A 23,235-nucleotide genomic window follows, 5' to 3' on the forward strand; every position below is an offset into this window, starting at 1 on the left:
ATGTGCTAGAAATGATAATCAAGATGATGTAAGCCGGTCTCTGCCGCATACATCATCCAGCCTGTAATTAAAGTTGCAACTGAAGGCATCCCGAAAGAGTTTCGAATATGTTTAGGTTTGAACTATCTACGAGATAACTCTGTTGGCGCAGTAATATCTGTGATCCACGCCAGTGAGACAGCTAGAGTTCGCGGCGGACCATTGACCTGTCGGTAACCAATCCACGTATATCAGAGTGGCCAATGCCGGGAACTGATACATCGGAACTCTTTCTGGATGTCTTCAGAAACAATAAAATAAACATTTGTTGTGATTTCTGTTAATTTACTATTGACAAAAGTCATTACATATCAGTTATCGAAGGAACAGGCGCGGATCGGCGATTTGTAAAAAACGCTTTCAAAAATGCGGAGTGTCACCCTTTTTTCTTATAAATATTTCTTCTTATCTTCTTTCTGACTTATACATGTAACATCATTACAATCAGAATTTATTTATTATTATTCTTCTCAGCTTCCTGCATCTTCATAGCACGAACTTTTAAAGGAAGTCCAAATAATGTAATAAATCCATCCGCATCATGATGATCATACATATCACCAGTTGTGAAAGATGCTAAAGATTCGTTGTATAAGCTGTATGGAGAAGTAGTTCCAGCCTTGATGATATTACCTTTGTAAAGTTTGAATTTAACTTCACCTGTTACATACTGCTGAGTAGATGTAACGAATGCCTGGATTGCTTCACGAAGTGGTGTGAACCATTTTCCTTCGTATACAACCTGAGCCATCTGGCTTCCAAGTTTCTTTTTAGCTTCCATTGTTTCACGGTCAAGGATTAATTCTTCTAACTGATCGTGAGCTGCCATTAAGATTGTTCCACCTGGAGTTTCATATACACCACGGGATTTCATTCCTACAACACGGTTCTCAACGATATCAACGATACCGATACCATTTTCACCACCAAGACGGTTTAATTCAGTGATGATCTCAGAAACTTTCATTTCTTTTCCGTTTAATGTTTTAGGAACACCAGCTTCAAATGTCATAGTAACTTCTGTATCTTTATCAGGAGCGTTTTCTGGAGCTACTCCTAAAACAAGCATGTTGTCGTAGTTTGGTGCTAAAGAAGGATCTTCTAATTCAAGACCTTCGTGACTGATATGCCATAAGTTACGGTCACGGCTGTAGCTGTGGCTTGCGTCAAATGGAAGGTGGATTCCGTGTGCTTCACAGAATTCAATCTCATCTTCACGAGACTGCATTGTCCATACATCTGTCATACGCCATGGAGCAATAATCTTGATGTCTGGAGCTAATGCTTTGATACCAAGTTCAAAACGGATCTGGTCATTTCCTTTTCCTGTGGCACCGTGGCAGATTGCAACAGCATTTTCTTTTCTGGCGATTTCAACTAATTTCTTAGCGATTGCTGGACGAGCCATAGATGTTCCAAGAAGATACTGATGTTCGTATACAGCACCAGCCTGTACGCATGGCATGATATAGTTATCGCAGAAATCATCAACGATATCTTCGATATATAATTTAGATGCTCCGGATAATTTTGCTCTTTCATCAAGTCCATCTAATTCGTTACCCTGTCCACAGTTAACACAGCAACAGATAACTTCATAGTCAAATGTTTCCTTAAGCCAAGGAATCAGAGCTGTAGTATCAAGACCTCCGGAATATGCTAAAACAACTTTTTCTTTCATGAAATAAATCCTCCTAAGTGTATATTGACGGGATGTTTTCCTATTATATATAGGATCTGATATTGAAAATCCCGTATGTTCATATAAATATTTGCTTGTTTACTAATATACGTTATATTTACATCTTTTGCAAGGATTATTTTCGAAAATAATGAATATTTATAATATAAAAATGAATAAAATGAAAAATAATTGCATATTTATACAAAACTATTGCATATTTTAAAATTCAGTTGTATACTTATGAACAATGATTAAAAAAATAACCTACATTATAAAGAGAAGGACAAGGAGATTAACATGATCAAAGCAGGAATCATTGGATCCACAGGTTACGCAGGACAAGAACTTGTAAGAATCCTTACACAGCATAAAGATGCAGAGGTTGTATGGTATGGATCCAGAAGTTATATAGACCAGAAATATTATGAAGTATTTAGAAATATGTTCCAGATCGTTGATGACAAATGTCTGGATGATAACATGGATGAGCTTGCATCTAAAGTGGATGTGATCTTTACAGCAACACCGCAGGGACTTTGTAGTTCTTTAGTATCAGAAGAAATCTTATCTAAAGTTAAGATCATTGATCTAAGTGCGGACTTCCGTATTAAAGATGTAAATCGATATGAAGAATGGTATGGGATCAAACATCAGAGCCCAGAATTTATTGATGAGGCAGTTTATGGACTTTGCGAGATCAATCGTGAAGATATCAAGAAAGCACGACTGATCGCTAACCCAGGATGCTATCCAACATGTTCTACATTATCCATTTATCCAATGGCGAAAGAAGGACTCATTGAGATGAACAGTGTGATCATCGATGCTAAATCAGGAACATCCGGAGCTGGACGTGGTGCGAAAGTCAATAACTTATATTGTGAAGTAAATGAAAATATCAAAGCATATGGAGTTGCAACTCACAGACATACGCCAGAGATCGAAGATCAGTTAAGCTATGCATCTGGAGAAGAAGTATTATTAAACTTCACACCACACTTAATTCCAATGAACCGTGGAATTTTAGTGACAGCATATGCAACACTTAAGAAAGATGTAAGTTACGAAGAAGTGAAAGCAATCTACGACTCTTATTATAAGAATGAAAAATTCGTCAGAGTGTTAGATAAAGATGTCTGCCCTGAGACAAGATGGGTAGAGGGAAGTAACTATGTGGATGTCAACTTTAAGATCGATAAACGTACAAACCGTATTATCATGATGGGTGCCATGGACAACCTTGTAAAAGGTGCAGCTGGACAGGCCGTACAGAACATGAATCTTATGTTTGGATTAAAAGAAACTGAAGGATTAGAATTAGTACCAATGTTCCCATAGGGCTTTGGTAAGGAAGGACTAGAATTATGAAGATCATCAATGCCGGAGTAACAGCTCCAAAAGGTTTTAAATGTGCAGGACTTCGTGCCGGAGTGAAACCAGGGAAGACAAACAAAGACATGGCAATGATCGTAAGTGAAGTGCCAGCAAAGATCGCAGGAACATTTACAAAGAACATTGTAAAAGCCGCTCCAGTTTTATGGGGAAAGAAGATTGTAGAAGAACAAGAAGCAGTCAGAGCAGTGGTAATTAATACAGGAATTGCAAATGCATGTACGGGTGCACAAGGATATGAGAATGTAGTAACCGAAGCAAAAGAAGTAGCGAAATTGTTAGATATTAAACCAGAGGAAGTTGTCGTAGGTTCCACAGGAGTTATCGGACAGCAGCTGCCAATGGATGTGATCAAAGAAGGAATCAAGAAGTTAGTTCCAGAATTAAAAGCAGACAGACAAAGTGAAGAAGATGCATCCTGGGCTATCCTTACAACCGATACAAAACCAAAAGAAGCGGCAGTAGAAGTAGAGATCAATGGAAAGACAGTTACAATTGCAGGCATGTGCAAAGGTTCTGGAATGATTCACCCAAACATGGGAACAATGCTTGGATTTATCACTACAGATGCAGCAATCGATAAAGCTTTATTATTAGAACTGCAGAGGGAACTCATTGAAGATACATTCAACATGGTATCAGTTGATGGAGATACATCTACAAATGATACAGTTTTTGTATTTGCAAATGGAATGGCAGAAAATAAAGAAATTACAGAAAAAGATGCAGACTATGAAGCATTCAGAGAAGGATTATTATATGTTAACCAGTCTCTTGCAAAACAGATCGCAGGGGATGGAGAAGGATGTACACGTTTATTTGAAGTTCATGTAGCTGGTGCAGACTCCAAAGAAAATGCGAAGATCTTAAGCAAATCTGTCGTAACATCAAGTCTTACAAAAGCAGCAATTTACGGAAAAGATGCAAACTGGGGAAGAATTCTTTGTGCACTTGGCTATGCTGGAGTTGATTTTGATCCAGTCAAGGTTGATATTAGTTTAAAAAGTGCGGATGGTGTGATCGAGATCGTAAAAGACGGAATTGCAACAGATTATTCTGAAGATGAGGCAACGAAAGTATTATCTGCAGATGCAGTGACAGCAGATATTAATGTTCATAATGGAGTGTTTGAAGCAACTGCATGGGGATGTGATCTGACACACGATTATGTAACAATTAATGCAGATTACCGATCATAAGAATAAGATTATTATAGATAGACGACAAAATAAAAGGCATAAAAGCAGACAACTATGAAAGGAAGAATCAATGGAACAGATGAGAAATGAAATTAACGAATTGATCGAGCAGTCAAAACAAAAAGCAAAAGTATTAACAGAGGCATTACCATATATCCGTCGTTTCAATAACTGTTACGTTGTTGTAAAATACGGTGGAAGCGCTATGAAAGACAAGAATCTTCAAAAAAGCGTGATCAGAGATGTTGCACTATTAAAACTAGTAGGTATGAAACCGATCATCGTACATGGTGGTGGAAAAGAGATCAGTAAATGGGTTCGTATGTCAGGAAAAGAACCAGAATTTTACCATGGACTTCGTGTGACAGATAAAGAGACAATGGAAGTTGCTGAAATGGTATTATTTAAAGTCAATCAGGAACTGGTGGCCATGATGGCAGAAGTTGGGGTTAAAGCCGTAGGTCTTTCTGGAAAAGATGCTGAAATGATCCGTGTAAAGAAAAAAGAAATGCCTGGAAAAGATCTTGGATATGTCGGTGAGGTTAAGAGTGTCGATACAACACTTCTTGAAGCATTGATCGAAGATGATTTTGTACCAGTTATTTCTCCAATTGGTTTAGGAGATAACTATGAACCATATAATATTAATGCGGATGACACAGCATGTGCAGTTGCAGAAGCATTGAATGCAGAAAAACTAGTATTCTTAACTGATATCGAAGGGGTATTCGTAGATCCAGAAGATAAATCAACATTGATCTCTGAGATGGATCTTAAACAGGCAAAAGAATTTATCGATAACGGAGTTGTTGGAGGAGGAATGCTTCCAAAACTTAAGAACTGTATTGAAGCGATCGAAGGTGGAGTATCCAGAGTCCATATCTTAGACGGACGTTTAACAAATTGTCTGTTACTGGAATTCTTCACAGAAAAAGGTATTGGAACAGCCATCTTAAAAGAACCATTATTTGATAAACCATTATTCAACGAAGAAGATGAGGAAGGATGTTAAGATGAAAACGCAGCAGGAATATATTGAGCAGGGAGAACAGTATATCTTAAAGACATACAATCGTTTTCCAGTTGTATTAGAAAAAGGTGAAGGTGTCTATTTATATGATGCTGACCAGAAGAAATATCTGGATTTTGGTGCAGGAATTGCTGTATTTGCATTAGGATATGGAAATGAAGCATACAATCAGGCATTAAAAGACCAGATTGATAAATTGATCCATACATCAAACTTATATTACAATATTCCAGCAGTAGAAGCTGCAAAGAAGATTGTCGATGCTTCAGGGCTTAAAAAAGTGTTCTTTACAAACAGTGGAACAGAAGCAATCGAAGGTGCGTTAAAAGTTGCAAGAAAATATGCATATAATAAAGACGATTCCAAAGATTATGAATTTATCGCAATGAATCATTCATTCCACGGAAGAAGCCAGGGAGCTTTATCAGTGACTGGTAACAGTCATTATCAGGATGGATTTGTTCCAAAAGAATTTCGTGCTGTATTTGCAGAATTCAATAACTTAGAAGATGTTGTATCAAAGATCACAGATAAAACTTGTGGAATCATATGTGAAGTTGTTCAGGGTGAAGGTGGAATTTTCCCAGCGGATAAAGAATTCTTAGAGGGACTTCGTAAAGTCTGCGATGAGAAAGATATCTTACTGATCTTTGATGAGATTCAGTGTGGAATGGGGCGCTGTGGATCTTTGTTTGCACATGATCTTTATGGAGTAAAACCGGATGTCTTAACACTTGCAAAAGCGCTTGGATGTGGTGTTCCTGTTGGGGCGTTTGTTGTAGGTGAAAAGGCTGATGGGGCTTTAGTACCAGGTGATCATGGAACAACTTATGGTGGAAATCCATTTGCAGCAGCGGCGATCAATGCAGTATTTGACCAGTTTGAGAAGTTACAGGTTCCAGAACATGCAAAAGAAATTGGTACTTATCTATGGGATAAGTTAGAAGAGTTAAAAGAAAAGCATGATTGTATTACAGGGCATCGCGGAATTGCTTTAATGCAAGGACTTGAATTTAATGCAGATCATCCAGTTGGTGATATCGTTAAGAAAGCACTGGAGAAAGGATTGATCATAATTTCTGCAGGAAATAATGTCATTCGTTTTGTACCGCCGCTTGTGATTGAAAAAGAACATGTAGATGAGATGATTTCTATTTTAGAAGACTGTATCGCATAGAATGTATAAAAAAGACCTCTATGGAAAAACTATCCGTAAAAAGATAGTTTTTCATGGAGGTTTTTATATGTTTGGATTGATCATTGCATTGATTTCAGGAGCTTTAATGAGTATTCAAGGTGTATTTAACACAGAAGTAACTAAACAAAGCAGTACATGGACAACGAGTACATTTGTACAGGCAACAGGATTTCTCGCATGTTTGTTAATCTGGTTGATCGCTGAGAGGGAACAAAGTTTTACGATGCTTTTAAAGGTCAGCCCAAGATACCTTTTATTAGGAGGAGTGATCGGAGCGGCAATCACATTTACAGTGATCAAAAGTGTGGCAAGTTTAGGACCTGCACAGTCAGCAATGCTGATTGTCGCATCACAAAGTGTTGTTTCCTATCTGATCGAGGTTTTCGGTCTGTTTGGTGTGGAAAAAACAGCTTTTGCATGGGTAAAGCTTTTAGGAGTGGTTTTGTTTGTCACAGGATTGATAATATTTAAATGGAAATCATAAATATCTCTTGTAAAGTATTATAATTTTCGCTAAAATAGAAGTTAGATTTACATGTTCCAGACTCTTTGCATAAGACCGGGAGGTTTATGTTGTTTAGAAGAGTTAAAGTGATAACCATTTTGCTGATGGTTTTTATGATGTCCATTGGATGTAGCCGCAGGAAGGAAGTATCGATAGAACCAAAGAAGGAGACAAAGACAACGGCTGAGAAGTCTTCTTCTAAGGAAACTATTTATGTCTATGTATGTGGAGAAGTAAAACATCCAGGAGTTTATCGTTTTTCGAAAGGTGAACGTATTGTTTCTGCTGTGAAAGCAGCTGGTGGACTAACTAAGAAGGCTTCAGCAGAGAGTATTAATCAGGCAGAGAAGATGAAAGACGGGCAGCAGATAACGATTCCGTCAAAGAAACAGACAGCGAAGAATGAAGGATCTGATTCCAAAGCAGTGCAATCTTCCTCTGGAAAGATCAATATCAATACTGCAGGTGTCAAGGAGTTGATGACGCTTTCAGGGATAGGGGAAGCGAAGGCTTCTGATATTATCTCTTATCGAGAGGAACATGGCCCTTTTTCTGATATTTCAGATATTATGAAGATTCAGGGAATTAAAGAGGGGATATATCATAAGATCAAAGACAAGATAACAATATAATTTTAGAGGTGGAAAAATGAGGAAGGTCTTAGTTGTTGATGATGAAAAACTAATTGTGAAGGGCATCAAATTCAGTCTGGAACAAGATGAGATGCAAGTAGATTGTGCTTATGATGGAGAAGAAGCATTAGAGAAAGCCAAAGAGAATCAATATGATATTATTCTTCTTGATGTAATGCTTCCAGGACTGACTGGGTTTGAGGTTTGTCAGGCAATTCGTGAATTCTCTAGCGTCCCGATCATTATGTTGACGGCTAAGGGAGAAGATATGGATAAGATTCTTGGCCTTGAATATGGGGCAGATGATTATATCACAAAGCCATTTAATATTCTGGAAGTAAAGGCAAGGATCAAAGCAATCTTACGTCGAAGCGCACATCACGATGTGAAAGAAGAAGAATCAGCAAAGGTTGTAGAATGCAGAGGTTTAAAGATTGACTGCGAAAGCCGCAGAGTGCATATTCATGGCAAAGAAGTGAACCTGACAGCGAAAGAATTTGACTTGTTAGAGTTACTGGTATTTCATCCAAACAAAGTATACAGCAGAGAGGATTTGTTGAATACAGTATGGGGATATGATTATCCGGGGGATGCAAGAACGGTTGACGTGCATATCCGAAGATTGAGAGAGAAGATCGAAGTGAATCCGGGAGTACCGGACTATGTACATACAAAGTGGGGGGTAGGTTACTATTTTCAGTCCTAAGAAGAACAGATTTGCCTTTTTACATAGTATGCAGTTCTTTATTTTCTTGTCAGTTTTCCTTCTGACGACATTGATATCAGTTTTATTTAGTAAGTTGTTAAATGATGGATATCGTCAGAAAACATATGACCAGAAAGTGGATAGTGTGGTCAGTCAGTGTAGCTGGCTTGGTGATCAGGTAGTTGGAGTCGATTTTCATTTAGATGATGGCTCCAACTCTCTTTCTAATCAGATTGATGAACTTGCAGCAAGTATGAATGGGCGGATCATCGTAATTAAGAATAATTATAAGATCATCAAGGATACTCATACAGATTTTCAGTCTAGATTCTTTTTAAATGATAATGTATTGGATGTTATGGATGGAAAGAAGACAAGGATTGTATCAGAGAGTGGAAAGTATATCGAAGTGATGGTTCCGATCGTATCAAAAGCTGGAAAGCAGAATCATATCCTGGGAGCTGTGCAGGCGACTGTGCCATCTGAGGATATGATGGGAGCAGTTACGGAGATGGAGCATCGCAGGAATATGCTGCTGGTAGCATGTATCATCTGTGGATTATCAATGGCAATGATCATTAGTTATCTGCTGACGAGAGATTTAAAGAAGATTCAGAGAGATGTTGATTTTATTGCGGCTGGTCATGAAGATGAATCCATTGAAGAGACAGGATTCCTAGAAGTACGCAGTATTGTGCAGCGTTTTAATGAGATTCTTGGAAGAATGCAGACGTTGGAAGATTCAAGACAGGAGTTTGTATCGAATGTATCGCATGAGTTAAAGACACCAATGACATCGATGAAAGTTCTTGCAGATTCCTTAATTCAGCAGGGAGATCAGGTTCCGGCTGAATTATATCGAGAATTCATGCAGGATATCGTTGCTGAGATCGACCGTGAGAACGTGATCATTTCAGATCTGTTATCTCTGGTGAAACTAGACAAGAAAGCAGCGCAGCTTCAGATCACAACAGTAAGTATCAATGAATTGTTGGAGATTATCATGAAGCGTTTAAAACCATTGGCTCTGCAGCGTAATATCGAATTGATCTTTGAAAGTTTCCGTCCGGTAACAGCAGAGATTGATGAAGTGAAGTTGTCTTTAGGGCTTACGAATCTGATCGAGAATGGTATCAAGTATAACAAAGATGATGGGTGGATCCGCGTGACACTGAATGCAGATCATAAGTATTTTTATGTGAAAGTTGCAGATTCTGGTGTTGGAATTCCTGAGGATTGCCAGGATCAGGTATTTGATCGTTTTTATCGCGTGGACAAAGCAAGATCAAGAGATACTGGAGGCACAGGACTTGGATTAGCGATCACAAAGAGCGTTGTTTCTCTTCATAATGGAGAGATTAAGTTATACAGTAAGGTTGGTGAAGGAACAACATTTACACTTAGAATTCCATTAAAGTATAAAGGCTAGGAGGAAGAGATGAAGAAAAGAAAATTATGCATGATCTTTTTGCTTTGTCTGGCTTTGATGACTTTAGTGGCAGGATGCCGGTCAAAAAAAGAAACCAATGACCAAGGCAATCAAAAAGGAACAGCAATTTACTATACTAATAATGATGTTACGAAATTGATCATGAAGAAAGAAAATGTGGAGCTTGAAGGGAATCAGCAGCAGAAAGTGAAGATTTTATTAAAGAAACTTCAACAGACTCCAAAGAGTGATAAGATACGCTCAGTGATTCCAAAGAGAATTATGATCAATGGTGTATCAGTGAATACAAATATCGTTGAGATTGATTTTTCGACAGGGTATAAACGAATTTCAGAGAATAGAGATTTGATCTGCCGTGCTGGTATTGTATATACACTGACTCAGTTAAAAGATATCAATTATGTATCATTTTCAATTTCTGGAGAGCCAATGCTTGATACAGATGGTACAGCAATTGGTGCTCTTGGAAGAGATAGTTTTGTATTTGGTAAGTTGCCAATGAAATAATTTATGAAACAAAGACCGATGGTTCTTATATTTGCCGGAGTGTTATCCGGAACAGCCGTTGTATGGAATATTATGTCCATGACAGCGGCTTTTTATCTATTGACAGGTATTTGTCTGTTGGCGTCCTTGATTTTTAGTGATAGGCGTTATGGATGGATTGTAGTTGGAATACTTGCAGGAATTTTATTATCGTTAGGTTTTAAGACTTCCATGAAACTTGATCTGATCCAGGTAAAGGAAAAGGCAACAGAATATACAATGGGAAGAGTTTTAGAAGTATCGAAAACAAAGAAGGGAAAGTTAGCAGTACTTTTAAAAAATAAAAATTTGGAGGGGAAGATCCTTTTATATACACCCGAGGATGAAAAGATCATTCCAGGAGATATTCTTCGGTTTCAAGGAGAATTAGAAGAATGGGAAGATGTAGCTAACCCTGGCCAATTTTCAAGCAGACATTATTATTTCAGTAAAGGAATTTACTATCATGTATATTCGAAAAATATTGAGATCGAAGGACATCAAAATATATATTTTCAGGAAAAGATCTTGCAATGTAGAGAGTACATGAAACATCAGTTAGAAATTCAATACAAAAATGAAGTAAGTGATTTCTTAAAGGGGATGTTAATAGGTGATAAAAATGGACTGAGTGATGAGGCTAAAGATGACTTTAAGGAAAGTGGATTAATTCATTTACTTGCGGTATCAGGACTTCATATATCGTTGGCAGGAAGAAGGGTATATAAATTGGTTCGCAAGTGGTGTGGAAATTTTGTAGTTGGTTCACTGACAGGAATGACAGGCGCAGTGTTTTATTGTATTTTAACAGGTGGATCGGGATCGTCACTTCGTGCAGTGATGATGTTGGGTGTTTACTTCCTGTCAGAGATATTAGGAGAACACTATGATATGATGTCTGCAGGAGCTTTTGCAGGAATTGTCTTACTTATAATGTGTCCGTACAGAATCTATGATACGGGTTTTTTATATTCATTTACAGCAGTTTTTGTGATCGCAATTTATCAACTTGTTAAACCAAAGATGAAAGGTAAATATTATAAGTTGAAGGAATCTTTATCGTTTTGTATTTTTATCCAGATAGGGATGCTGCCATTGATCATATATTTTCAATATGAAGCTCCAGCTTTTTCTTTTCTTGCGAATGTAGCAGCAGTACCACTGGCAACGTGTGCTTTTACTTTAGCTTTTCTTTTGATTTTTTTGCCGTATACCGTATTTCATGAAGCAATCTCATGGATGATCCAAGGGGTTTTGTGGATTTCCAGACAGTCTTATGGGATGTTGACGATCGGACATGTACCATTTTTATGGGTACTCTTATTTTATTTTATGACAGGATTGTGGATATGGAAGAAAAATGGACAAAATCGACATATCAGGATCAGTCTGGCTTATGTTATCATGATCATTTTGATATGGATTCCAATGGCAAGAAGAAAGAGTCTGGCATTTCTTGATATTGGGCAGGGAGATTGTTTTGTAGCAGATACGAAGTCTGGGGCGATCATATTTGATGGTGGAAGCAGCAGTGAAGATCAGGTTGGAAGATATCGGATTCTTCCGTATATGAAATATCTGGGGTATCAGAAGATTCAGATTGCGGTGATCAGTCATATGGATATCGATCATTATTCTGGGATCAAGGAATTACTTGAGATGGGGAAAATTAAGTATCTTGGGCTTCCAGAGATTCCAAAAGATGAGACAATGAAAAAGATCATAGGTATAGCGAAGAAACGAGGAACAACTATTTTTTATCTTTCAAGAGGAAGGCAGATCACTACAAAAGATGGAAGTTTGAAAGTGTTGCATCCTCAAAAGAACAGTCAGATGGAAAAGAATGCGGCATCGTTGGTAATGCAGGGAAAAATACTTGGATATCGGGTGCTGTTAACGGGAGATGTGGAAAAAGAAGGTGAAGAAGAACTATTATCAGAAGAATTGGAAAGAGCAGATATATTAAAAGCAGCACATCATGGATCAAAAAATTCCACGAGTAATGAATTTTTACAAAAGGTTCAGCCGAAACAGACGGTCATCTCTTGTGGAAAACAAAATAGATATGGACACCCACATCTAGAAACTATCCACAGACTACAGACATATCGCACAAAGATTTATAGAACAGATCGAAGTGGTGCGATTATTTTTTTCAAAAGAAGAGATGGTTGAAAATCTTTCAAAAAAAAGGTATACTATCAAAAGCTATAGAAAGAGATGCAAAGAATATGAAGAAAATATTAGAAGATATCAAGACAAATACATACGAACGTTTTTATCTATTCTACGGGGAAGAAAAATATATGATCTCCCAGATGAAAAACCAGTTAAAAAAAGCATTAGTTTCAGAAGATGATACGATGAACTATTCTTATTTTGAAGGAAAAAGGGCTGATGCGATAGAGATTATTGAACTTGCTAAAACACTGCCGTTTTTTAGTGATCATAGGTTTTTGATCTTGGATGAAACAGGACTTGGAAAGAAAAGTGATGATACGTTTATTGAAGGATTAAAGGAAGCCTCGGATACAAGTGTTGTGCTTTTTATAGAAGATAGTGTAGATAAGCGTTCAAAGATTTATAAATTTCTTTCGAAGGAAGGACATGCGGTATGTTTTGAATCTGCTGGAGATAAAGAATTATCCAGATGGCTGGCCTCATTGCTTAAGAAAGAAGGAAAACAGATGTCATCTGCAACGATGCGAAGTTTTTTATATCGCTGTGGATCTGATATGTATACTTTAAAAAATGAATTAGAGAAATTGATCTCCTATGTTGGAGAGAGAGAAGAAATTACGATCCGTGATCTGGAAGAGTTGACATCTTCTCAGACGACAAATCAGATCTTTGTGATGCTTGAGGCAATTGCGAGAAAGCAAAGAGAAAAAGTATTGACACTATATTATGATCTGATCGAGTTAAAGGAATCACCATTTGGAATTCTGGCATTGTTAGTCAGACAGTGTAATCAGCTGCTTCAGGTGAAAGATTTAGATTGTCTTGGAAAGAGCAATGGGATGATCGCAAAGCAGATGAAAGTTCCAGCATTTGTTGCAGGAAAGTTAAAAGATCAAGCGAAAATGTTTTCAATGGATACACTCAGAGATATGATCGAAGCATGTGCAAAAACTGATGAATCAATTAAAACAGGAAAGATCAGTGACAGAGTTGGGGTAGAACTATTGTTGATCCAGTTCAGTCAGAAATAAATCAATCAATTTAAGATAGAAGAAGTCTAGTATAATAAAAATGATGAAAAAAAAGAAGCCTGACGGTGGCTTCTTTTTTTCGGGTTAATTTTATTAAAATTCGTTTCTTGATATCTGATTAAGCAATAGCGTTAACGGCTTTAGATAAACGAGCAATCTTTCTAGAAGCTGTATTCTTGTGGAAGATTCCTTTAGAAGTAGCTTTGCTGATTTCAGAAATGCAAGCTGTTAAAGCTTCAGAAGCTGCTGCTTTATCGTTAGCTGCGATCGCTGCTTCTACTTTTTTGATATATGTTTTAACTTTAGTTTTGATTGCTTTATTTCTTTCTGTTTTTGTGTTGATAACTTTGATTCTTTTTTTTGCTGATTTAATATTTGCCAAAGTGGGCACCTCCAATATGATAACTTAAATTTCTTTCTTTTCTTGAATCTTGTCTATAGCGAGACACGGTTAGCTATACACAAAACATACTGTTATATCTTATAGAAAATGATTGAATTTGTCAATATCTTTGGGGAAAAAATGTAATATTTTTTTAAAAACAATCACATACTAGAGAAAAAAGGAGGCAAAATCAATGCAAAATCGTACAGATCTGGCACTGGAATTAAAAGAAGAGAAGAATATTGGCTCTGCACAGTCAGGAATTATCGTAAAGACAAGAATTGATACAACGAATCATATAAAAGAAACAAAGATCATCATCAAAAACAAAAAAGGGGAGGACTCTTTAGGAAAACCAAAGGGAACCTATATTACGATCGAGGCGAAAGATCTGTCGACAAACGATGGTAGTTTTCATAAAGAAATGAGTGAAGCATTGTTTTTAAATTTAAAGGAAATGTTAAACAAAAAGAAAAAAATACTGATCGCAGGACTTGGAAATGCTAATGTGACAGCGGATTCGTTAGGACCTAAAGTTGTGAACAATCTATATATTACAAGACATTTGCAAAAAGAGGGGATCGCAAGCTATCAATTTGAACTAAGTGCGATCGCACCGGGGGTTATGGCACAGACGGGAATTGAGACAAGTGAGATTTTAGAATCATTAGCAGACCGGATAAAACCAGATGTTGTTATCGTGATCGATGCTCTGGCGGCCAGAAGTTATAGCAGGTTAAATAAAACGATCCAGATCAGCGATACGGGAATTGCACCGGGTTCAGGTGTTGGAAACCATAGAAATGAGATTACACAGCATACGATCGGTGTTCCAGTTCTTGCAATTGGTGTTCCAACGGTAATTTCTGTTCCAGCGATCATTCATGATGTTTTTGGAGAAAAATCTCTGGAAAATGTTTCTGAAAATATTGATGAAGAATTTATTTCCATGCATGTTACACCAAAAAATATTGATGAATCTATGAAACGGATCAGTTATACGATATCTGAAGGAATCAATCATTTACTGCATAATTAAAATATGAATGAATACAATGAAAGTATGGAGAAAAGAAAGAGATGGATATTGAGTATTATGATCGGTTGTTTTCTGATCATTTTTTTCAGTCAGAAGATCAATGTGCAGGGAATGGTTTTAGAATTCATGGATCATTATTATCATGGGATCATGACAGGATTTTTTCCGGCAGTATCTAAGAAGGAAGTGACATTTTCGGGAAATATTCTATCGGACATGGTCCGTATGTATTATCAGGAAACAGTACCGATCTTACAATATCGCACAGATTATAAGGATAAAAAAGAAGAAGATCTGGTACAGCAAGATTATTATTTTCAGGATGATGAAACAACGGATGAGGTGGTAGAGGAGGTAAAAAAAGAAGAAAAGTTGTTTCATGCAAAAAAATGGGAAAATTCAAAATATTTAAGAAAATATATTTATCAGATCGACAGTACGACAATGGCGACAGAGAATGAGTTAAATGGAAAAGTTTTATTAAACACGAACTTAAAATTAAGGAAATCTGATGAACCGCAGATTTTAATTTATCATACACATGGGAGTGAGGCATACCGTGGCAGCAGGAAAGGAAGAAAATCAGATACTGTGATCGGTGTTGGAGATGTTTTAACGAAGAGATTGGAGCAAAAAAATATCAAGGTTGTACATGATCGTAACATTTACGATGTAAAAAACGGAAAAGAGGAGCGATCTAAGGCTTATAATTATGCAGCAACTGCAATTGAAAAGAATCTAAAAAAATATCCATCCATTCAGGTTGTGATCGATCTGCACAGGGATGGAGTCAATGAATCGACAAAGCTTGTGACGAGACAAAATGGAAAGAGAATGGCGCAGATCATGTTTTTTAATGGAATGAGCCGTACAGCAACAAATGGAAATATCAAATATTTAAAGAATCCAAATAAGCAGACAAATCTTGCGTTCAGCCTGCAATTGCAAGCACAGGCTGCTTTGAAATACCCTGGATTTACACGAAAAATTTACGTAAAAGGATATCGTTATAATCTGCACTACAGAGGAAGAAGCTTGTTAGTGGAAGTTGGTGCGCAGAATAATACGTTATCAGAAGCAAAAGCGTCTATGAGTTTACTTGCTGAATTATTAAATAATGTGTTATACTAAAATGGAGTGTCTGAAAAGACATATGTACTTGAAATATAATTAGGAGGAACTTATGGCAATAGATCAGAGTAAAATACGAAATTTTTGTATTATCGCACATATAGATCACGGAAAATCAACATTAGCAGATCGAATCATTCAGATGACAGGAACATTAACGGATCGAGAGATGCAGGAGCAGGTTCTTGATAACATGGATCTTGAAAGAGAACGTGGGATTACGATCAAATCGCAGGCAGTACGAATTGTTTATAAAGCTGACGATGGGGAAGAATATATTTTTAACTTGATTGATACACCGGGACACGTGGACTTTAATTATGAAGTATCACGAAGTCTTGCAGCATGTGAGGGAGCAATCCTTGTTGTCGATGCTGCACAGGGAATAGAGGCACAGACATTGGCAAATGTTTATCTTGCGATTGATCACGACTTAGAAGTTATGCCGGTTATCAACAAGATCGATCTTCCGAGTGCAGATCCAGAGCGTGTTAAAGCAGAAATTGAAGATGTGATCGGAATCGATGCAGAAGATGCACCTCAGATTTCTGCAAAAAGCGGACTAAATGTAGAACAGGTATTAAAGCAGATCGTAGAGAAGATTCCATCACCAGAGGGCGATAAGAATGCACCATTACAAGGATTGATCTTTGACAGTATGTATGATGCATATAAAGGAGTTATCATCTTTACAAGGATCAAAGAAGGAACGATCAAAGTCGGAACAAAGATGAAGATGATGGCAACTGGAGAGAGTGCAGAAGTTGTAGAAGTTGGTACATTTGGGGCAGGAAGATTCAATCCATGTGATGAACTGACAGCAGGGATGGTTGGATATGTTACAGCCAGCCTTAAAAATGTACAGGGAACCAGAGTTGGTGATACGATTACAGATGCAGATGATCCATGTGCTGAACCACTTCCAGGATACAAAAAAGTAAATCCTATGGTATATTGTGGACTATATCCAACAGATGGAGCAAAATATCCGGATTTAAGAGATGCATTAGAAAAATTACAGTTAAATGATGCAGCACTACAATTTGAAGCAGAGACATCCGTTGCGTTAGGATTTGGATTTAGATGTGGATTTCTTGGATTATTGCATTTAGAGATCATTCAGGAACGTTTGGAGAGAGAATATAACTTGGATCTTGTAACAACAGCACCAGGCGTTATTTATCGCGTATATAAGACGGATGGAAGTATGATCGAATTAACGAATCCATCCAATCTTCCAGATCCATCCGAGATCGACCATATGGAAGAACCAATCGTAACAGCGGAGATCATGGTAACTTCTGAGTTTGTTGGAGCGATCATGGGATTATGCCAGGAAAGACGAGGCGTATATCTTGGAATGGAGTATATGGAAGAGACGAGGGCATTACTTCGTTATGAACTTCCATTAAATGAAATCATTTATGATTTCTTTGATGCATTAAAATCACGTTCCAGAGGTTATGCATCCTTAGATTACGAAATGAAAGGATATCAGACATCAAGACTTGTAAAATTAGACATTTTGATCAACAAAGAAGAAGTTGATGCGCTTTCTTTTATTGTACATGAAGATACCGCGTATGAGCGTGGACGTAAGATGTGTACAAAATTAAAAGAAGAAATTCCAAGACATATGTTTGAAGTACCGATTCAGGCAGCGATTGGAAGTAAAGTCATTGCAAGAGAAACTGTCAAAGCAATGAGAAAAGACGTTCTTGCCAAATGTTACGGTGGAGATATCTCCCGTAAGAGAAAGCTGTTAGAGAAACAGAAGAAAGGAAAGAAACGAATGCGTCAGGTAGGAAATGTTGAAATTCCACAGGAAGCATTCATGAGTGTTCTGAAGTTAGATGAAGACTAATACGATCGAGCTTTATATTCATATTCCATTTTGTAAAAGTAAGTGCAGATATTGTGATTTCTGTTCCTTTCGGGCAGAGGAGGAAACGATCCATGCATACCTGGGGAAACTAAAAGAAGAACTGATTTTCTGGGGAAAGAAATTAGCAGCACGAGACGTTGTAACCGTCTTTATTGGAGGCGGAACGCCATCATATCTTAGAAGAGAAGATATTCAAATGATTTGTGAAACTATATTTGAACATTTTCATATTTGTGAGGATGCTGAGATTACGATTGAAGCGAATCCAGGAACAGTAGATTTAAAAAAACTATGTACATATAGGGAAAATGGGATCAACAGGATTAGTTTTGGCTTGCAGTCAACAGTGAAAGAAGAGTTGGAGTATCTGGGAAGAATTCATACCTATGAAGAATTTTTACAAAGTTTCGACTGGGCAAGACAAGCTGGATTTTTGAACATCAATGTTGACTTGATGAGTGCGGTGCCGAAACAAACATTAACTTCTTATGAAGAGAATTTAAGAAAAATAGCTAAACTTTCTCCAGAACATATTTCTGCGTATAGTCTGATCATTGAAGAGGGAACACCTTTTTACGAAGATAACAAGTTAGAGGAACTTCTTCCATCAGAAGAAGATGAAGTTTTAATGTATCGAATGACAGAAAAGATTTTAAACGAATATGGTTACGACAAATATGAGATTTCAAATTATGCAAAGCCAGGTTTTAAAAGCAGACATAATCTTGGGTATTGGTCCCATATTCCGTATTTGGGAGTGGGGCTTAATGCCTCTTCGTATCTGGATGAGAAACGTTTTGAGAATCCATCCGATATGAAAGACTATTTAGAGATTCAATCGTTCGGAGATGCATATGAAGGAGCCTGTTCGTTATCAGTTTATGAACAGATGGAAGAATTTATGTTTCTTGGACTTCGAAAGACGAAAGGCATTTCGAAGAAAGAGTTTATAGAACGTTTTGGTTGCTCCATGGATTCTGTCTATGGAAAGCAATTGATAGAATCCATGAAACAAGGCATGATGAAAGAAGAAGGAGACCGAGTTTTTCTGACGCAAGATGGTATCTTAGTCAGTAATCAGGTCTTATGTGAATTTTTATTTGACGAGGAAGTTTAAGGATACAAGTTTATCAAAGATCCATTAATTTTTTTAGATTAATCTGCCCCCAGCCCTGATGGTGTCTGGGGGTTTTTAATTTGTCGCAGTTTTTTCGCAGTTTCATTTTTATATCCTTATTGGTGTAAAAAGGATATTTTTCGAGCAGGAGAGCAAAAGAACCAGAGACGACAGGGGTTGCCATGGAAGTACCACTTTTGATAGCATAGCGGTTATTTAAGGAACACGAAAAAATATTTGTTCCAGGGGCAACAACATCCGGCTTCATAACGCAGGATGTTGTGGGACCGCGTCCGGAATATCCTGAAGAGAAGTGTTTTCTTCCGATCATTTGAAAATTATCGTCGCTGGAACCAACAGTGATGATTTTTGGACTATTTCCAGGAATTGAAATACTGTATGGTTTTGGACCATGGTTTCCGCCGGCAATACAAACAACAAGACCATCATCCCATAGGGCGTTGACATGTTTTAATAGTTCTTTGGAGGCTGAACTATCCTCGGAACCAGGACTTCCTATTGAGATGTTAACGATACGGATCTGATAGGAGCGATGATACTCATGAATCCAGTCAAGACCCTGTAAGAAGGCGCTTTGAACACCGTTTCCTGAGGCATCCAGTACTTTTAAAGAAACGATATGGGATTTTGGAGCAATTCCCAAATAATCGGAACCAAATGTTGCAGAGGAAGCAGCGATGCCGGTAATATGAGTTCCATGTCCATTATCGTCATAGCTGAAAGATTTGGAATGAACAAAATCTACAAATTTGGCGATCCGTGTGGAATGCGGAGAGAAATCTTTATGTGGGAAAAGGCCAGTATCAAGATAGGCAATGCCGATACCTTCTCCAAGAAAACCATGCTGATGGGCAAGATCAGCATGGATTTGTTTTGAAACAGAAATCTGCATGGAAAGTTGCCTTTCATACTTTATATTATTAGAATACGCAGAATAAAAGATGAGGGGAACAAGAAAAAGGCCCTCTGCAGGACCTTTTAATGTAAAAATATTTAGTTAAATCCGATAAATCTACGAGCTGCTTTATACATAGCAATCGTAGCTTTTTCTTCCAACATATCCAGGCAGATTTACTGCACAGCTTGTAATATTATGACGGATCTTACGATACAGACGTTTGTCACTGTCATATAAATATTTCCATAATTCTTTTCGCATCTTTAAATGCTCTTTCTGTCCAGATTTTACAGAAATCACGGAAGAAATACACATGATAATGGAAAGATAATGTCTCATATAACGTTCTAATGGCTTACTTACAAGATTAAACTGAGTCATATAATCAATCATGATATAAGTAACTTTAAACTGCTGGTCGATACGTTTGATCATATTTGTCTCATTGACAGACTGATCATCACGTCCAATGAAATAACGATAGAAGTTAACATCCAGATAATACATTGTTTTTACATATGGAAGTGGTTTGAATACATAAATATTATCCACATAGAATGTATGCTCTGGAAGCTCTAGATCGCATTCACGAAGCAGTGCAGTACGATAAATGACAGAGTGCATTAAAATATACTGGCTGACAGGAAAACGTCCAACATCATCCCAACAAAAAATCTGATCTTTGGGGATTGCATGACGATAATGAATAACAGTTTTTTTCTTGACTCCCTGTTTTTCATATACATAGTTGGAAAGCAGCATATCAAGGACAGTTCCCTGTTTGTAGAAATTCGCAAGAGTATCAAGAATTTCTCCATAAGCATATTCATTTACCCAATCATCACTATCCACAACTTTTAAGTAAATACCCGTGGCATTTTTGATTCCTGTATTTACAGCACCACCATGACCTTTATTTTCCTGATGAAGTGCACGGCAGATGCCAGGATATTTTTTTTCATATTCATCTGCGATTGCAGCAGTGTTGTCAGAAGATCCATCGTTAACGATCAGGATCTCCACCTGATCTCCACCTGGTAATAAGGTATCAATACAGTGTCTCATATATTCCTGAGAGTTGTAGCAAGGTACAACAAAGGATATTAGTTTCATAAAAACCTCCTGTTTTTCAATACGGTTAACGTTACTATTATATATGTTTTTTCGCAAATTAGCAAAGAGTTTCCCATTCTTCATAAAGTTCTTCCAAAGAAGAAGCGATGGAAGCCTGCTCATTGCTAAGTTCCATTAATTTCGCAGGATCAGAAGCATTTTCAGGTAAAGACATAGCTTCTGAAAGTTCTTTTTGTTTCGTTTCCAACTCAGTGATCTGCTCTTCGACTTTTTTGAGACGATTTTCTCTTTTTCTCTGTTTTGCTTGTTCTTCTTTTTGCTGTTTCCAATCGAGTTTGGATTCTGTATCAACAGAAACAGAGGAAGCAGTAGAAGAAGTAAGAGATGCCTTTTCTTTTTCCTTCTGAGCAATATAATCCTGATAATTTCCAGGATAAGAAGTTAATCCATGATCAGAGATTTCTAAGATTCGTGTTGCAGTTTTGTTGATAAAATAACGATCATGTGAAACATAAAGGATTGTTCCAGTATAAGCATTCATTGCAGATTCCAGAATCTCCTTAGACTGAATATCTAAATGGTTTGTAGGCTCATCAAGAATCAGAAAATTCGCATGAGACAGCATTAATTTTGCAAGAGAAACACGCCCTTTTTCTCCACCGCTTAAAGAGGAGATCGGGCGGAAAACGTCTTCTCCATAAAATAAAAATGCAGCCAAAGTATTGCGGATCTTTGTGTTATTAAGATCTGGATAAGCATCTGAAATTTCATCAAAAATCGTTTTGGAATCATCTAAGTTATCTTGTGCCTGGTCATAGTATCCAATGGAAACTCCAGCTCCAAGGCTGATCGTACCACCATTATTACTGATTTTTTTGCAAATGATCTTTAACAGTGTTGTTTTACCAGTTCCGTTTGGTCCGATCAGGGCAACGCGTTCTTCACGAAAAATATCAGCACTTAATCCATGGAATAATGATTTGTTTCCAAAAGATTTGGATACATCTTTTAAAGTCAGAACATCATTCCCACTGATGATCTCTGGTTCAATGCTAAGACGCATATCAGCATTATATTCCGTAGGTTTCTCCAATACATCAATCTTATTTAAAGCTTTTTCACGGCTTTCTGCACGTTTGATTGATTTTTCACGATTGAACTGTTTTAATTTTTTGATAACTTCTTGTTGATGTTTGATCTCTTGTTGCTGATTTTTGTATTCTTTTAAACGGATTGCTTTGATCTGATCACGTTTTTCGATAAATGTTGTATAATTTCCATCAAACAGCATGGAGTGTCCTTGGTCGATCTCCATGACCTTATTGACAATCTTATCAAGAAAATAGCGGTCATGAGATACGATGATCACAGCTCCTTTGTAATGAGACAGGTAATTTTCAAGCCACCTTATGGAATCAACATCCAAGTGGTTTGTTGGTTCGTCAAGAAGCAGAATATCAGGATTTTTAAGCAGTAACTTACCAAGAGCAACACGAGTTCTTTGACCTCCAGATAAAGTGTTGATCTCTTTTGTGAAATCTTCTTCAGAAAAGCCAAGTCCTTTTAAGATTCCTGTGATCTCACTTTTGTATGCAAAACCATTTAATTGCTCAAATCTATGAGTAGCATTTGTATACTGGTTCATTTTTTGTTCTAGTGCATCACCGGTCAGATGTTTCATTTCCTGTTCATAGGTACGCATCTGTTCATTTAATTCAATGACTTCTTTTTTGACGGAAAGAAGTTCATCAAAAATTGTATGGTGGAATGTATGATCCTGATGTTGGGCAAGATAGCCAATGCTTGCGTCTTTCTTTAAAGAAATTTCACCTTCATCATAAGAGATTTCACCAATCAATATTTTTAAAAGTGTCGATTTTCCGGCACCGTTATATCCGATGATCGCCAGCCGGTCGTTTTCATTTAAGTGAAATGAGATATTCTGCAAGACTGGTTTTTCGACAAATGTTTTGCAGATATTCTGGCATGATAATATCATTAAGATACCCCTTTCAAATTTTTTATTATAGACATTATTTCTCAGAATACCATATTTTTTGAAAAAATGAAATATTTTCATGACGGAAAGATTGACAGTTATTAGACAATCTTA

General features: G+C 37.2%; 19 protein-coding genes and 1 pseudogene. 15 read left to right on the plus strand and 5 right to left on the minus strand.

The window, feature by feature from the left end:
• Positions 1–490: 490 nt before the first annotated feature.
• Complete coding sequence (locus QUE18_RS05600) at positions 491–1,720, minus strand: argininosuccinate synthase (protein WP_008392907.1); 1,230 nt, start codon at positions 1,718–1,720, stop codon at positions 491–493.
• 300 nt (positions 1,721–2,020) lie between these two features.
• Between QUE18_RS05600 and argC the strand changes: the two genes are divergently transcribed.
• The 11 genes from argC (at position 2,021) to holA (ending at position 13,572) form a co-directional block, all read left to right on the plus strand.
• Complete coding sequence (argC, locus tag QUE18_RS05605) at positions 2,021–3,061, plus strand: N-acetyl-gamma-glutamyl-phosphate reductase (protein ID WP_008392906.1); 1,041 nt, start codon at positions 2,021–2,023, stop codon at positions 3,059–3,061.
• Positions 3,062–3,087: 26 nt separating this feature from the next.
• Positions 3,088–4,314 (plus strand): bifunctional ornithine acetyltransferase/N-acetylglutamate synthase, encoded by a 1,227-nt coding sequence (argJ, locus tag QUE18_RS05610; RefSeq protein WP_009203485.1) that lies wholly within the window; start codon positions 3,088–3,090, stop codon positions 4,312–4,314.
• Between the two features lie 70 nt (positions 4,315–4,384).
• Positions 4,385–5,326 carry an acetylglutamate kinase gene (argB, locus tag QUE18_RS05615; RefSeq protein WP_008392904.1) on the plus strand — a complete coding sequence of 314 codons (942 nt, stop codon included), beginning with the start codon at positions 4,385–4,387 and terminating at the stop codon, positions 5,324–5,326.
• A 1-nt stretch (position 5,327) separates the two neighbouring features.
• Positions 5,328–6,521 carry an aspartate aminotransferase family protein gene (locus QUE18_RS05620; protein WP_015530235.1) on the plus strand — a complete coding sequence of 398 codons (1,194 nt, stop codon included), beginning with the start codon at positions 5,328–5,330 and terminating at the stop codon, positions 6,519–6,521.
• A 1-nt stretch (position 6,522) separates the two neighbouring features.
• A complete protein-coding gene (locus tag QUE18_RS05625; RefSeq protein ID WP_009203484.1) occupies positions 6,523–7,026 on the plus strand; it encodes a DMT family transporter in 504 nt (167 codons plus the stop codon).
• A gap of 86 nt (positions 7,027–7,112) precedes the next feature.
• Positions 7,113–7,679 (plus strand): helix-hairpin-helix domain-containing protein, encoded by a 567-nt coding sequence (locus tag QUE18_RS05630; RefSeq protein ID WP_009203483.1) that lies wholly within the window; start codon positions 7,113–7,115, stop codon positions 7,677–7,679.
• 16 nt (positions 7,680–7,695) lie between these two features.
• Entirely contained in the window at positions 7,696–8,385 is a 690-nt protein-coding gene (locus tag QUE18_RS05635) for a response regulator transcription factor (protein ID WP_008392900.1), read from the plus strand.
• Between the two features lie 28 nt (positions 8,386–8,413).
• Entirely contained in the window at positions 8,414–9,814 is a 1,401-nt protein-coding gene (locus tag QUE18_RS05640) for a sensor histidine kinase (RefSeq protein ID WP_008392899.1), read from the plus strand.
• 9 nt (positions 9,815–9,823) lie between these two features.
• Positions 9,824–10,342, plus strand: a complete 519-nt coding sequence (locus QUE18_RS05645; protein WP_008392898.1) for a GerMN domain-containing protein — start codon at positions 9,824–9,826, stop codon at positions 10,340–10,342.
• Between the two features lie 3 nt (positions 10,343–10,345).
• Entirely contained in the window at positions 10,346–12,535 is a 2,190-nt protein-coding gene (locus QUE18_RS05650) for a DNA internalization-related competence protein ComEC/Rec2 (RefSeq protein WP_009203482.1), read from the plus strand.
• Between the two features lie 56 nt (positions 12,536–12,591).
• Complete coding sequence (gene holA / locus QUE18_RS05655) at positions 12,592–13,572, plus strand: DNA polymerase III subunit delta (protein WP_022091687.1); 981 nt, start codon at positions 12,592–12,594, stop codon at positions 13,570–13,572.
• 118 nt (positions 13,573–13,690) lie between these two features.
• Here the strand turns inward: holA and rpsT are convergent, their stop codons facing one another.
• Positions 13,691–13,954 carry a 30S ribosomal protein S20 gene (rpsT, locus tag QUE18_RS05660; RefSeq protein WP_022091686.1) on the minus strand — a complete coding sequence of 88 codons (264 nt, stop codon included), beginning with the start codon at positions 13,952–13,954 and terminating at the stop codon, positions 13,691–13,693.
• A 196-nt stretch (positions 13,955–14,150) separates the two neighbouring features.
• Between rpsT and gpr the strand changes: the two genes are divergently transcribed.
• From gpr to hemW, 4 genes are read left to right on the plus strand one after another with little or no spacing between them, the layout of a single operon-like run.
• The gene (gene gpr / locus QUE18_RS05665) at positions 14,151–14,996 is read left to right on the plus strand and encodes a GPR endopeptidase (protein WP_009203480.1); all 846 of its coding nucleotides are present in this window, start codon (positions 14,151–14,153) and stop codon (positions 14,994–14,996) included.
• Between the two features lie 57 nt (positions 14,997–15,053).
• The gene (spoIIP, locus tag QUE18_RS05670) at positions 15,054–16,127 is read left to right on the plus strand and encodes a stage II sporulation protein P (RefSeq protein WP_173783011.1); all 1,074 of its coding nucleotides are present in this window, start codon (positions 15,054–15,056) and stop codon (positions 16,125–16,127) included.
• A gap of 52 nt (positions 16,128–16,179) precedes the next feature.
• On the plus strand, positions 16,180–17,991 hold the full coding sequence (gene lepA, locus QUE18_RS05675) for a translation elongation factor 4 (protein WP_008392891.1): 1,812 nt from the start codon (positions 16,180–16,182) through the stop codon (positions 17,989–17,991).
• Positions 17,981–19,129: a radical SAM family heme chaperone HemW gene (gene hemW / locus QUE18_RS05680; RefSeq protein ID WP_009203478.1), complete on the plus strand. Its 1,149-nt coding sequence runs from the start codon at positions 17,981–17,983 to the stop codon at positions 19,127–19,129. Before lepA ends, hemW begins: the two co-directional genes overlap by 11 nt.
• Positions 19,130–19,142: 13 nt before the next feature.
• Here hemW and QUE18_RS05685 read toward each other — a convergent pair whose 3' ends face one another.
• The 3 genes and pseudogenes from QUE18_RS05685 to QUE18_RS05695 form a co-directional block, all read right to left on the minus strand.
• Positions 19,143–20,042, minus strand: a complete 900-nt coding sequence (locus tag QUE18_RS05685; protein WP_009203477.1) for a S8 family peptidase — start codon at positions 20,040–20,042, stop codon at positions 19,143–19,145.
• 101 nt (positions 20,043–20,143) lie between these two features.
• Positions 20,144–21,161: pseudogene (locus QUE18_RS05690) on the minus strand (glycosyltransferase family 2 protein).
• A 58-nt stretch (positions 21,162–21,219) separates the two neighbouring features.
• Complete coding sequence (locus tag QUE18_RS05695) at positions 21,220–23,121, minus strand: ABC transporter ATP-binding protein (protein ID WP_207641994.1); 1,902 nt, start codon at positions 23,119–23,121, stop codon at positions 21,220–21,222.
• Between the last annotated feature and the right edge of the window lie 114 nt (positions 23,122–23,235).

It is taken from the genome of Anaerostipes hadrus ATCC 29173 = JCM 17467, from assembly GCF_030296915.1.
GTDB lineage: Bacteria > Bacillota > Clostridia > Lachnospirales > Lachnospiraceae > Anaerostipes > Anaerostipes hadrus.

Coding starts and splice junctions, on each gene's coding strand:
- QUE18_RS05600 (WP_008392907.1), bottom strand. CDS start 1,720: ATGAAAGAAAAAGTTGTTTTAGCATATTCCGGAGGTCTTGATACTACA.
- argC (WP_008392906.1), top strand. CDS start 2,021: ATGATCAAAGCAGGAATCATTGGATCCACAGGTTACGCAGGACAAGAA.
- argJ (WP_009203485.1), top strand. CDS start 3,088: ATGAAGATCATCAATGCCGGAGTAACAGCTCCAAAAGGTTTTAAATGT.
- argB (WP_008392904.1), top strand. CDS start 4,385: ATGGAACAGATGAGAAATGAAATTAACGAATTGATCGAGCAGTCAAAA.
- QUE18_RS05620 (WP_015530235.1), top strand. CDS start 5,328: ATGAAAACGCAGCAGGAATATATTGAGCAGGGAGAACAGTATATCTTA.
- QUE18_RS05625 (WP_009203484.1), top strand. CDS start 6,523: ATGTATAAAAAAGACCTCTATGGAAAAACTATCCGTAAAAAGATAGTT.
- QUE18_RS05630 (WP_009203483.1), top strand. CDS start 7,113: ATGTTGTTTAGAAGAGTTAAAGTGATAACCATTTTGCTGATGGTTTTT.
- QUE18_RS05635 (WP_008392900.1), top strand. CDS start 7,696: ATGAGGAAGGTCTTAGTTGTTGATGATGAAAAACTAATTGTGAAGGGC.
- QUE18_RS05640 (WP_008392899.1), top strand. CDS start 8,414: ATGCAGTTCTTTATTTTCTTGTCAGTTTTCCTTCTGACGACATTGATA.
- QUE18_RS05645 (WP_008392898.1), top strand. CDS start 9,824: ATGAAGAAAAGAAAATTATGCATGATCTTTTTGCTTTGTCTGGCTTTG.
- QUE18_RS05650 (WP_009203482.1), top strand. CDS start 10,346: ATGAAACAAAGACCGATGGTTCTTATATTTGCCGGAGTGTTATCCGGA.
- holA (WP_022091687.1), top strand. CDS start 12,592: ATGAAGAAAATATTAGAAGATATCAAGACAAATACATACGAACGTTTT.
- gpr (WP_009203480.1), top strand. CDS start 14,151: ATGCAAAATCGTACAGATCTGGCACTGGAATTAAAAGAAGAGAAGAAT.
- spoIIP (WP_173783011.1), top strand. CDS start 15,054: ATGATCGGTTGTTTTCTGATCATTTTTTTCAGTCAGAAGATCAATGTG.
- lepA (WP_008392891.1), top strand. CDS start 16,180: ATGGCAATAGATCAGAGTAAAATACGAAATTTTTGTATTATCGCACAT.
- hemW (WP_009203478.1), top strand. CDS start 17,981: ATGAAGACTAATACGATCGAGCTTTATATTCATATTCCATTTTGTAAA.
- QUE18_RS05685 (WP_009203477.1), bottom strand. CDS start 20,042: ATGCAGATTTCTGTTTCAAAACAAATCCATGCTGATCTTGCCCATCAG.
- QUE18_RS05695 (WP_207641994.1), bottom strand. CDS start 23,121: ATGATATTATCATGCCAGAATATCTGCAAAACATTTGTCGAAAAACCA.